This window comes from Mucilaginibacter sp. NFX135 (genome assembly GCF_048565145.1).
In the GTDB taxonomy this organism is placed as follows: domain Bacteria; phylum Bacteroidota; class Bacteroidia; order Sphingobacteriales; family Sphingobacteriaceae; genus Mucilaginibacter.
Window position 1 is genome coordinate 3111649 of sequence record NZ_CP183412.1, and the last position, 12988, is coordinate 3124636.

A 12988-nucleotide genomic window follows, 5' to 3' on the forward strand; every position below is an offset into this window, starting at 1 on the left:
TCACTTCAAATTTTAAAATATCATGCTTAAAATATTCATTAAAAGACCGGTTTTATCTACGGTAATATCGATAATCATCGTCATACTGGGGGTATTGGCCTATTTAGGTCTGCCGGTTACCCAATACCCTGAAATTGCCCCGCCAACTGTAAAAGTTTCGGCCACCTACACCGGTGCCGGTGCGGATGTAATTCAAAGAAACGTTATTGTGCCGCTGGAAGAACAGATTAATGGTGTGGAAGGGATGACCTACATGACATCTACAGCCACTAATGACGGTGATGCTACCATAACAGTATATTTCAAATTGGGCACCAATGCCGATATCAACGCTGTAAATGTGCAGAACCGGGTTCAGCGTGCAACTAATTTACTACCTGCCGAGGTAACCAAAGCCGGTGTAACGGTAGATAAACAGCAAAGCAGCAACCTGTTGATCTTCGCGCTTAAAAGTGATAATCCATCGTATGATCAAACCTTTTTAAGCAATTATGCCAACATTAATCTGATACCGGAAATTAAACGGATAAATGGTGTAGGCAGCGTAGTTTCATTTGGTACAAAAGATTATTCGATGCGCGTTTGGCTTAAACCAGATGTAATGGCTACTTATGGCTTAACTCCTGCCGATGTGAATAGCGCCCTCGCCGAACAAAACTTTGACGCCGCGCCTGGTAAATTTGGCGAAAACAGTAACCAGGTTTTTCAATACACTATTAAATATACCGGCCGGTTGCTGGATACCGCACAATTTGGTAACATTATTATGCGTGCCAAAACCAATGGCCAGCTATTACGCTTAAGGGATATCGCACGGCTGGAAATGGGCTCGCTCACTTATTCATCAACTATGAATACCGATGATCAGCCCGCGACGGTTATTGCCATAAGCCAAACAGCGGGCTCCAATGCGCAGGCCATTATTAAGGATGCAATAGCCACGTTAGATAAAGCCTCAACATCTTTTCCTAAAGGTGTGAGCTATGTACCCTTGCTGAATGCGAATGACTTTTTAAGCGCATCCATAGAAAAAGTGGTTCATACGTTAATAGAGGCCTATATTCTGGTTTTCATCGTTGTTTTTATTTTTCTACAGGATTTCCGTTCCACCCTGATACCCGGCATATCGGTATTGGTATCTATCATCGGTACATTTGCCTGTCTCAGCCTGTTTGGTTTTACTATTAACCTACTCACGCTTTTTGCCCTGGTGCTGGCCATTGGTATCGTAGTAGATGATGCCATCGTTATAGTGGAAGCCGTGCATGCCAAGCTTGATGAGGGTTATCAATCTGCATACGATGCGTCTGTTGATGCCATGAGCGAACTGGGTGGAACTATTGTAGCTATCACATTAGTTATGGCCGCCGTTTTTATACCGGTTTCTTTTATTAGCGGCAGCTCGGGCGTGTTTTTTAAACAGTTTGGTTTAACACTGGCTTCGGCAATTGTCATTTCGGCTATCAATGCCTTAACGCTAAGCCCGGCATTGTGTGCCTTGTTTTTGAAGCCGCATGAAGAACATGACGGAAGCCGAAAAAACCTGCTGCAAAGGTTTTATACAGCTTTTAATACCAGCTTTGATGCCCTGAAAGGTAAATATCAAAAGTCGATAGGGTTTTTAAGCAGGAAAAAATGGATCGTTCCGTCTGCAGTGGTTTTATTTACCGTGTTACTTGTTTTCTTTATGAAAACATCGCCAGGCGGTTTTGTACCCAATGAAGATCAGGGTACCATTTTCGCCGATATCAGCCTGCCCCCGGGTACATCTCTTGAAAAAACCATGGAGGTTGCCGACATGGTAGACCTCATGGCTAAAAAAATACCGGTAGTTGCCAACCGGGCAAAAATAACCGGGCAAAGCATTATTAATGGTACCGGCAGTAACTTCGGGTTGCTGGTATTTAAATTAAAGCCATGGGATGAAAGGAAAGGAATAAAAGTTGATGATGTGATCGGCCAGCTATTTGGCATGACAGCCGTGATTAAAGACGCCAAGGTCATTTTCTTTGCCCCGCCAACGGTCCCTGGCTTCGGTAACTCAAGCGGCTTTACTATTGAATTACAGGATAAGACAGGTGGTAGTATTGAAAACTTCAGTAAGGTAGCTGGCGGCTTTCTGGGTGCGATAAACCAACGCCCCGAAATTTTATACGGCGCTACCGGTTTCAATCCTAACTACCCGCAATATTTGATGAATATCAATGTAGCCAAAACAAAAGAAGCCGGCATTTTAACCAGCGACCTGATGGCAACCATGCAGGGATATTATGGTGGTATATACGCTTCTAATTTTAACCAGTTTGGCAAACAATACCGCGTTATGGTGCAGGCCGATGCTAAATACCGGAGCAATTCACAAAGCCTGAATAACATCTATGTCAGAAATGCCGCCGGTAATATGGCGCCTGTCTCAGAATTTGTTACGCTTACCTCGGTTAACGGACCGCAAAGTTTATCAAGATTCAACTTATATAACAATATATCCGTAATTGGCAGTCCAAAACCCGGGTTCAGCAGTGGAGACGCGCTTGCCGCTGTGCGTGAAACCGCGGCCAAAACCCTGCCTGCCGGTTATAGCTTTGATTACTCTGGTTTGTCACGTGAAGAGGTGAATTCAGGCGGACAAACAGTTTTTATCTATATCCTTTGCATCGTGTTCGTGTTCTTTTTGCTGAGCGCGCTTTATGAAAGTTACATTGTACCGTTTGCTGTACTGTTCTCGCTGCCAGTAGGCTTATTTGGCACTTACCTGTTTGCTAAGATCATGAGTATAGATAACAATATATACATGCAAATATCCGTGGTAATGCTGATCGGCCTGCTCGCTAAGAATGCCATACTGATTGTGGAATATGCCGTTGCAAGACGGGAGAAGGGGATGTCCATTGTTGCCGCCGCAATTGAGGCTGCGACTGCACGGTTGCGACCGATATTGATGACATCGCTTGCCTTTATCGTTGGTTTATTGCCACTGATGCTGTCATCGGGTGTTGGTGCTGCCGGTAACCGCTCCATTGGCACCGGTGCTGTAGGCGGGATGCTGGTAGGAACCATATTCGGGGTATTTATTATCCCGGTTCTGTATATCATTTTTCAAACATTGCAGGAAAGATTCGGCAGAAAAAAGAAGCTCCAGGCAACCGGGCAAATACCTCCCGCAACACCCGCATTGAACTAAAGATCATTGATTATTCAAACACACAAAATATGAACTTAAAATATTTTACCCGTACAGCTGCTGTCATTGCAGCGGCTGTACTGCTATTGCCAGCCTGTAAACTAAGACAGGCTTATACACGCCCCGATGCTAAAACAGATAGCCTGTACCGTGCTGCGTATACCGCAGATACTACCACCATTGCCAATTTATCCTGGAAACAAATGTTTAAGGATGCCCAATTACAGGCTTTGATACAGGAAGGTATTACCAATAACTACGATTTGAAAATAGCTGTTGCACGTATCAAACAAGCAGATGCCAACTTGCGCCAGGCTAAAGCGGCATTTTTACCAACTTTAAGTGTCGGACCACAATACACCAGGCAAAAAGTTGCCGCTACGCAAGGTGGAAACCTGGGTTTTACACCAGAAAATGTTTATGCGGTAACAGGTAACGCCAGTTGGGAAATGGATATCTGGGGAAAATTGAGCAGCGCCAAAAGAGGTTCACTCGCGCTGCTTTTACAGAGCTATGCAAACCAGCGCGCTGTGCAAACTAAATTGGTTGCCGATATTGCCATCAATTATTATAACCTGTTAGCTTACGATAAACAGCTGGCTATAACCCAGCAAACGGTAGCAAACCGTAAAGAAGATGTAGAAACAAATAAAGCATTAAAATTAGCTAACCGTGTAAATGAGGCCTCTGTTGCGCAAAGCGAAGCCAACAGGTACGCTGCCGAAGTTACCATACCCGATTTACAAAGCAGCATTCGTCAAACTGAAAATGCAATATGTGTTTTGATTGGAAGACATCCAGGCTCAGTTGAAAGAAACGTGTTGGATGCGCAACAGATAGATACCACATTACAAATCGGTGTGCCTGCACAATTGCTCAGCAACCGTCCCGATGTACAGCAGGCAGAGTATAATGTAAGGTACTACTTTGAACAGATCAACGTAGCCCGCGCCTACTTTTATCCTTCACTGAGCATTACTGCAGAGGGTGGGTGGCAATCATCAACCGTTGGTGATCTGTTTAAAAGCGCCACCATTTTTGGCAACGTTGTTGGGAATTTAACCCAACCCATATTTAACAAAGGACTGAACAAACAGCGGCTGCAGCTTGCCAAAGCGCAATATGAAGAAAATGTGGCAACCTTTCAGCAAACCGTGCTGGATGCCGGCAGGGAGGTTTCAGATGCTTTATACAGCTATAAGGCGGTTGAAGATAAAGCTGTAACCCGTAAACTGCAACTGGATGCCTGGTTTAGATCTGTAGATTACAATCGTGAACTACTTAAAAACGGCTATGTAACCTATACCGATGTGCTAACCTCAGAGCAGGGTTATTTATCCGCACAATTAAGCAGCGTAAACGACCGGCTGCAACAACTTACATCGTTAGTAACCCTGTACCAAAGCCTGGGCGGTGGATGGAAATAATCTCGTTTTAGATAGGTTTAAGAGCTCAAATTAATTTTTTCAAACACTTTGCTATGAAACAAAGCCCTTGTTTAACATCTACAGCAGAATACCGGTATATCAACATGTCAGAGAACCTGCGTAGCCGCTTGGAAGTAAAGCTGATGGAGCTTTACAAAGAAGGTAAATTTGACGTATATATCAATACTCGCTACATTAAGCCCACGTTAACAGCCCAAGAGATAGTAAGCGTTGTAATAGGGAACCCCTTTAATAATGAAGCATTTGCCAGATGCATTTGTCGGGCTGTAAGAACCTGGTTTGGAATGTATTATGATGATCGAAGGTCGGTACTTGAAAAGTTTCGTTATTACTGCATGCTTTGTAGTCAATACAAAGTTATCTCCGGTGAAGTTAATTTTCCATTCGTTTTTACCCAGGTTTTGGTGACCGAATTTACAACAGAGCTGAGTGATATAAAATGGTCATTGTTGGTTAACCGCCACTATCAGGGATTTTCAAAAAAAGGCTATTAATCTGTTTTAGATTATGTTGGCACATTTAAAATTAATTTATGGATATATCACAAAAAATAGCTGATAAAGCACATGATCTTTTTATCATGTACGGTATCCGCAGTATCAGCATGGATAAAATTGCAAGTAGTCTGGGCATCAGCAAAAAAACTATTTATCATTTTTTTAGCAGTAAAGACACGCTGGTTACTGCGCTTGTCGAAAAAGAAATTGCTATTAACATTAAGCGTTGTGAATCATTAAAGGCAAAAAGCAGTGACGCCATATTCGAGCTGTTTTTTATCATGATCTACGCCAGAAACTTTTATAAGGCGTTGTATCCTGCCTTATTGCACGACCTGGAAAATAACCATCCGGATGCCTTTAAAAAATTTACCAGCCATAAGAATGGCTATTTAACCAATATTATTAAAGCCAATATGGCTTGTGGTGTTAAAACTGACTTATATCAGGATGATTTAAACTTTGATATCATTACTGGATTTCTTTTAGAAAGTTTAACAGCAATGTTAAATCCTAATCTTCCTCACATCACCAATAACTGGGAGCTATTATTTGGATACCTGATTCAGGGTATGCTCACCACAAAAGGATCATCACTTTTAAATAAATATAAACATCAGCAAGGAAGGGTGTTGTTACTTGATCAATACAAAATGGATCCATTTTGGGATGATTAATAATGATGAAAATACATAATGATTTAAAGTACTACCATGAGAATATTATTTGAAAATTAAGAAAGATGAAATTTTAACAACGCACACTGAGTAATTGATTAAGGATACAGCTAAAAAGCATCTACTTCATACACTCTGTTTATGCTAATAGGTGGTTTTGTAATGGTTGAAATTCTCTGGGGATAACCGTATTTGGTGAGATATTTCAAAGAAAAAAGCTCTTTAATTAATTAAAGAGCTTTTTACAATTACCACGATCTTGAAAACGGAGCAAAAATCGTCAGTTTACCGCCTCTCTATATATCATCAGCTATCAACTGCCTTGGTTTACATAACCCAAAGGCCCTACAACTGTAAAGCGGTTGCCTTATTCAGAACAACCGCTTTATCAATTGACCGTGCTTAATCTTCTACACTAATATCATTTCAAATAGCAGGTATAAAAATAAGCGCTGTTATTGGGTTTAGGTTACCATCCATAGTTTTGCACCAATGCCGGATCGATATTGATCTCGGTTTGTGGTATTGGCATGAGGTAATGCCTATCGGCAAAAATGCGTGTCTGATCAACAACGATTTTGTAAAACACAGCAACGCCTGCGGCTTCGCTGTTAACATCAAACCCGGTTGAGCTCAACTCTTCAGGAGTTGGCCTCGCATTCATGCCGTGCATATTTCCATTATCTACAGTTTTGGCTATGAGCCAACGGCGCACATCCCAAAAACGCTGGTTCTCGAAAGCAAATTCAACTCGCTTTTCGTTTTGGATCCTTTTACGCATGCCCTCTTTGGTATTATCAGACGCTATAATAGGCAGACCCGGCATAGATACACGGCTTCTTACGGCGTTTACAGCGTTATACACATCACTGTTAGGCGCAGGCAAATATTCATTCATCGCCTCTGCATAAATTAAATAGATCTCGGCAAGACGGATGAGCGGAAAATTGCGATTAGCGCTACCGTTGCCTTTTAAATTAACAGCAGGATCGGCCCATTTTCGCCAATTATAACCGGTTTCGCAATTGGTGCCAGGTTTAGGCCATCCGTCACAGCCTCCGCCATTGTTGCCAAACCAGGCGAATTTCAATGGCCTTGCATTGTTGGTATAATTCCATACATCGTACTGAAAAAATATAGTAGCGTAAAAGCGGGGATCCCTGTTTTTATACATGTTCGAAATATTGGAAACAGAGGTATTCCTTACACCATCCCATAGCTGACCATTCCAAAAGCCTGTGCTTTGATAGCCGGATTGCGAATCTGTTATTGGTCGGCCATTGTTCATCTCATAGGCATCAACCAATTCCTGGAAAACACTCATCTTTCCGTTGCCATTAACTGCGTTCCCATCCCTACCGTTAGGCATATAAGTGCCTTCAAAATCGCGATTACTTCCGATAATCAACGGCAGTATGATCTCGTTATAATTACGGGTAAAAAACAGCTGGGCATAGTTATCAACCGGATTTGATGGGTTTGGATTGGATAATGAATAGGCGTTTAAATCCAACACAGCTTTAGCTGCATTGGCAGCCTGCAACCACTTGTTATTATCATAAGTTTGAGGAAACAACTGTGCACCATCGGCATTTTTGATATTGGCATACATGGTATTACCATTAAACAACGGACTGGCCGCGTAAAGTAAAGTGCGCGCTTTTAGGGCTAAAGCTGCTCCTTTAGTAATGCGTCCATAATCGGCCGAACCACTGCCATAATTTACCGGTAATATTTCGGCTATGGCATCACATTCCGAAGTGATAAACTTCACCACATCATCAACTGTGTTTCTTGAAGTTGTTGTGGCGGCCGGATCGGTAGTGGCCAAAACGGTGTTTACCAAAGGCACCGCACCATATCTTCTGAATAATTCGAAATATTGATTGGCACGCAGAAATCTTGCTTCCGCTTTGTAAAGCGGAACCCTGGGTCCGTAATAATCACTGCGGGAGGCTGGGATGGGTGTTTTATCAATATTCGCCAAAAAAATATTGGCCGAACGGATGTACTGGTAAGCGCTGCCCCATATATCAAGCGAGTTATTGGTAGCGTTCCATGCGCCCGAGTTAAAAGGTAATTCAGCCACGTTTTCCCAATGGTTTTTGCACTCATCGGTACAGGCCCCCAAAACGGTTCCTCCACCATGGATGAACTGCACATCGTTATTATTTAATGATTTATATAAGTGAGCCCAGGCATTTTCTGCATTTTGGATATTGCTAAAAACAGCATCCTGTGTAACCAGCTCCGCAGGCACTACATTCAGATATTTCTTACAGGAAACAACAGAAGTACAGATAATTAGAAACAGGTATATAAGTTTATTGCTTTTCATGTTAAATGTTTTAAAATGTAAATCTTAAACCGGCGTTGATCACCTTTTGCTGCGGATAGGTTCCGGTACCATTGTTACCAATTTCAGGGTCGAAATTGAAATCTTTAAGTTTGCTCCAGGTTAAGAGGTTAATGCCGTTAACAAAAACGCGCGCGTTTTCTATCCCTATCTTTTTCATCCACGTTGTGGGCAAGGTATAACCCAATTCAACGGTTTTTAAACGGATATAATTTGAAGAATAGATCCAGAAAGTGGAAGCCTGTTGATTGTTTACATTATCAGCAGATGAAATACGCGGAAACATATAATTAGCGTCTGGGTTTGAAGCTACCCAATGGTTATCAACAACCTGCGTTAGCGCACTGGCGAATCTTGAAAACGCATATACTCCAGATCCTGATAGTAAAGTAGAACCACCTAAGCCTCCCTGGAACAATACACTAAAATCAAAATTGGCGTAGTGGTAGCCCAAAGCAATGCCAAATTGCGATTTTGGATTAGCTACTTTGCCAGGAAGATAACCGGCATCAAGGCTGTTAATAACTCCGTCGCTGTTAAGGTCTTTATATTTAATATCCCCGGGTTTTGTAACGCCAAGGCTTGATTGCGAGGGACTGTTATCAATATCCTGTTGGTTTTTAAACAACCCGAGGGCTGTGTAACCGTAAATCTGGTTGATGCTTGTACCTTTTAAAGCCTGCCATTCGCGACCGGGATAATCGGGTTGGGCATAAAACAGTATCTTGTTAGTGGCGTAGGCATAATTTATGGTGATACTATATCCTTGTTTTTTACTAAAATCATGCCTGTGGGTAAGCGAGATCTCATAACCTCTGTTATCAGTTATACCCGCGTTAACCGCCGGAATTTGTGGTAAACCGATAAATGCCGGTATCAATTGCGATGTAGCCAATATATTGTTACGACGCTCTTTAAACACATCTGCCGAAAGCGCGAACATCCCTTTCCATAAACTCAGATCGAGACCCAGGTTTAATTTTTTTGATCGCTCCCAGGTTAGTAAAGTATTGCCGGCCTGGCCTTCCAGGTAACCGCTATAGCCATTACCATCACTGTTAAAACCAAACTTGTAAGCATCATCTTCTTTTACCCAGGTACTTAAATAAAGAAACCTGCTCGAACCTATTTTATCGTTACCAACAATACCGTACGACCCCCTTAATTTAATTTGATCAATAAAACTAAGTGATGGATTATCTTTAATAAAATGTTCGTTGGATGCTATCCAGCCGGCTGAAACCGCGGGAAAAAAGCCAAACCGGTGACCCTGCGCAAAGTTTTCAGAACCGTTATAGCCAAAGTTGAACTCGGCAAGATAACGGTCATCATAAGCATAGGCAGCGCGCCCTAAAACGCCCTGGTATTTGTAGGGCAAGCCAGCCCTCGCGTTTCCAACACCTCCTCCCACAGCATCAAAAAAGCTCGACTGGTTATAGATGGCCATAGCCTTTACCGAATGTTTCCCAAAATCGCGGTCGTAATTAATATAGGCTTCCAATACGGTGCGGCGTGAACCGTTGGCGTTTACGTCGTAACCGAGGGTACCGTCGCCGTTGTTTACAATTACATAATGGCCGTTAGCTGCCAAGTCTGTCTCGGTATCGGCAACTCCCTGGTTCAGTAAATATTGATAAGTGATATTGGACAACGACCTTTTTACATTCCGGAAATTATCATTATCAAAAGATAGTCGTGCACGTGTACTCAAACCTTTGGTTAACCAACCCAGATCCCATTTAAAGCCGGCTGTTGATTGCAGCGACGTTTCAAAGTTCCGTTGATATCCCGATTGTGTAAGGTCGACATAAGGTGATTGATTAGTGTTAGGCGCCGCACCTGGCGAACCATCGGGGTTAGTTATTGGGTAATACCATGAAGGCGTTTGTTTAATATCGTTAAAGATTTGCGAGGCATTCGCACCCGGATAATTCCTGTCATACACGATAGCACCCAGATTCAACTCCATCGACAGGTTTTTGGTAAGGTTTAGATCGATATTTGAACGAAAATTGTATTTGTGGGTTATTGCCTGAATATCGTACTGGCTTACTGCGTCTTCATAATTATACAAGCCGTTTTGTTGCAGATAGGATAAAGAGATAAAATATCTTGTTTTTTCCGTACCACCAGTGACGTTCAAATTACCTTGAGATAAGTAGGAAAACGGCTTCAGCATTGTTTTTGTCCAATTAACATTAGGATATAGATATTGATATGCCGGATATAATCTGTCGCGGTATTTATTCAATAAAACATCTGTGTAAGCGCTGGTATCCGCAAACAGGCCATCATTCACCAGTCCTTCTTTATAAAGCTTGCGGCCAGTATACGAATCAACGTACTGAGGTAAAGCCGTTGGCGATTGCCAGCCGTTTTGGGCTGTTACAGAGATACGTGAAGTGCCTATTTTTCCGCGTTTGGTGGTTACCAATACAACGCCGTTGGCACCTTGTATGCCGTATATGGCGGTAGATGCCGCGTCTTTCAGGATACTTACGCTCTCTACTTCATTGGCATCTAAACCGCTAAAGTCCCTCTGGATACCATCAACCAGAATTAACGGGGCCGAATTGTTGGTTGTACCAAAGCCTCTGATATTTAAATAAGAACCATCGGCTCCCGGCTCACCGCTATTTTGAATGGTTAATAAACCAGGTAAGCGGCCGGCCAACGCGTTACTTAAATTGGCAACCGGGCTCTGCTGCAGTTCCTTGGTACCAACTGACACAATAGCTCCGGTAACCCGCTCTTTACGCTGGGTTCCGTAGCCTACTACAACAATTTCCTGTAAGCCTGTGCCGGGAACAAGTGCAATAATGCCCAGGTCTTTCGCTGCCTGAACTTCTTTGGTTGTGTAGCCTATAAAGGAGATAACCAGTGTGCTATTGTCGGGAATGTTTTTAAAGACAAATTCACCTTTTTCATTGGTGGTCATTCCTCGCCCTGTTCCTTTAATTTTTACTGAAGCGCCGGGTAAAGGTCTGCCAGCCTCATCCACCACGGTTCCTGTAACATCGATGTTCGCTACAATCGCTCCGTTTTTATTAGCATCTGCCTCGTTTGTTTCACCGGTGCTTTTAATTACAATGGTTTTTCCGGCAAAACTATACGATAGCGCCTGTCCTTTTAATAAGATGTCGAGTACTTCCCTTATATCAACATCTTTCACATTGATAGATACTGGCGAGGGATTTTGCAACAACTTATTCTTATAAAAGAAAGTATAGCCGCTCTGCTTATTGATATCCTTCAGTATTTTTTCGAGCGATACCCCGTTTTCTGAGAGAGTGATCTTTTGAGCGAACACATCTGCTTTAACCTGGAAAGTAAAAGCAATCGTTAACAAGATAATTAGCTTCATCACTAAAAATGTTCTTCCACTTAAAAATAGAAATTCGCAATTTTTTGAACTACGTAGATTAATTTTCATAGTTTCGTTTGGTTTTTGGTTTGGTTAAAAGGTAAACTTCGTCGGTTTTCTAATAATCTCGAATCCAGAAACTACCGCGCAAGCGGACACCGCCGGTTGTGTTGGTAGCACTGCCGGCATTTTTTTGAATGAGATTTTGATGGAAGCTTTTTAAGTATCTTTTTTCTTCATCATAATTTGGGTTTTGAGATTAATAATCGGTTATTGGTTTTATAATTGTCTTCTGTGGGTTAGAAGTTGCTATTGGGAAACAATAAGTTTTCGTCCGCTCAGTTTTACATTGATATCGTCAAGTTTGAGAATTTTGAGTACTTCAGAAAATGCCGCGTTTCTCGGAATTTCACCGCTGTAGGTATCGTTCCCCATCTGACCCTGGTATTCCACATCAACGTTGTACCATCTCGATATTTTGCGCATTACATCATGGATATCAGCGTCTCTGAATAAGATTACACCGTTTTTCCACGCCGCAAATTCATTAGCATCAACGGTAACTTTAGATAATTGATCGTTTTTAAAAACAGCCTGTTCGTTTGGATTTATAATGATTTCTGACGCAGCAGAAGTTTGGCTCTTTCCATAAACTTTCACGCTGCCTTCCAGCAGGGTTGTTTTAACTATTCCTTCCTCAGGATAAGCATTGATATTAAAGTGTGTGCCCAGCACCTCTACCACCTGGCCTGCGCCAGCCACTTTAAACGGCCTGCGCGGATCATGAGCGACTTCAAAGTACGCTTCACCCGACAATCCGACAACTCTTTCGTTATTCGTGAAATCGACAGGGAACTTGAGCGTACTGCCCGCATTCAGCCAAACCTTAGTGCCATCTGCCAGGATAAGCTGATACTTTCCGCCGCGAGGTGTTGATAATACATTATAAGGCTGTGGAGTGTTGGTAATTTCGGATGTGTTTTTCTGATATACCACACTGCTGTCTACATCGTTATTGGCAGAAACATGGTTAAGTGTAAACAATTGTCCTTTTCGTGAACCATCAAGGATAATTTGCTTTCCGTTGGCAAGTGTTAACGTGGCTTTGTTGCTGCCTGGTTTTATAATATTTTTGTCGGATGTTAGCTCATAAGGCTTAGTATTTCCGTCGAAATACTTAATGGCAATAAGCAATCCTCCGAGAGCGAAGATGATGACTGCTGCGGCGGCCCACCAACGTGCCGGTATCAACCTTCTTCCCTTATTTTTAGAAAGCCTGATGTGCAAATCTATCTTCAGACGTTTCTCAATTTCTGATTTATTACCGAAGTCCGAAATCCAGGGCGTATCCGACAAGTCGAAGCTATCACGATATTCTTCAAATAGTTTTTGTTCTTCCGGGGTGCAGTTGCCTAATGTGCAGCGCTGGTATAATTTAATAAATTCTTCGTAAGACATGGTTATA

7 protein-coding genes are annotated in these 12988 nt (G+C 42.3%); 4 read left to right on the forward strand and 3 right to left on the reverse strand.

Going from position 1 to position 12988, the window contains the following annotated elements:
- The first annotated feature begins 22 nt into the window (after positions 1-22).
- From ACNURT_RS13235 to ACNURT_RS13250, 4 genes are read left to right on the forward strand one after another with little or no spacing between them, the layout of a single operon-like run.
- A complete protein-coding gene (locus tag ACNURT_RS13235) occupies positions 23-3181 on the forward strand; it encodes an efflux RND transporter permease subunit (RefSeq protein WP_419698067.1) in 3159 nt (1052 codons plus the stop codon).
- A 29-nt stretch (positions 3182-3210) separates the two neighbouring features.
- Positions 3211-4608, forward strand: coding sequence for an efflux transporter outer membrane subunit (locus ACNURT_RS13240; RefSeq protein WP_419698068.1), 1398 nt, complete (start codon positions 3211-3213; stop codon positions 4606-4608).
- Positions 4609-4661: 53 nt separating this feature from the next.
- The gene (locus ACNURT_RS13245; RefSeq protein ID WP_419698069.1) at positions 4662-5123 is read left to right on the forward strand and encodes a hypothetical protein; all 462 of its coding nucleotides are present in this window, start codon (positions 4662-4664) and stop codon (positions 5121-5123) included.
- A gap of 38 nt (positions 5124-5161) precedes the next feature.
- Positions 5162-5803: a TetR/AcrR family transcriptional regulator gene (locus tag ACNURT_RS13250; protein WP_419698070.1), complete on the forward strand. Its 642-nt coding sequence runs from the start codon at positions 5162-5164 to the stop codon at positions 5801-5803.
- Between the two features lie 469 nt (positions 5804-6272).
- Here ACNURT_RS13250 and ACNURT_RS13255 read toward each other — a convergent pair whose 3' ends face one another.
- The 3 genes from ACNURT_RS13255 to ACNURT_RS13265 form a co-directional block, all read right to left on the reverse strand.
- Positions 6273-8141, reverse strand: coding sequence for a RagB/SusD family nutrient uptake outer membrane protein (locus tag ACNURT_RS13255; protein ID WP_419698071.1), 1869 nt, complete (start codon positions 8139-8141; stop codon positions 6273-6275).
- A 10-nt stretch (positions 8142-8151) separates the two neighbouring features.
- On the reverse strand, positions 8152-11523 hold the full coding sequence (locus ACNURT_RS13260) for a TonB-dependent receptor (RefSeq protein WP_419698072.1): 3372 nt from the start codon (positions 11521-11523) through the stop codon (positions 8152-8154).
- 309 nt (positions 11524-11832) lie between these two features.
- On the reverse strand, positions 11833-12981 hold the full coding sequence (locus tag ACNURT_RS13265; protein ID WP_419698073.1) for a FecR family protein: 1149 nt from the start codon (positions 12979-12981) through the stop codon (positions 11833-11835).
- Between the last annotated feature and the right edge of the window lie 7 nt (positions 12982-12988).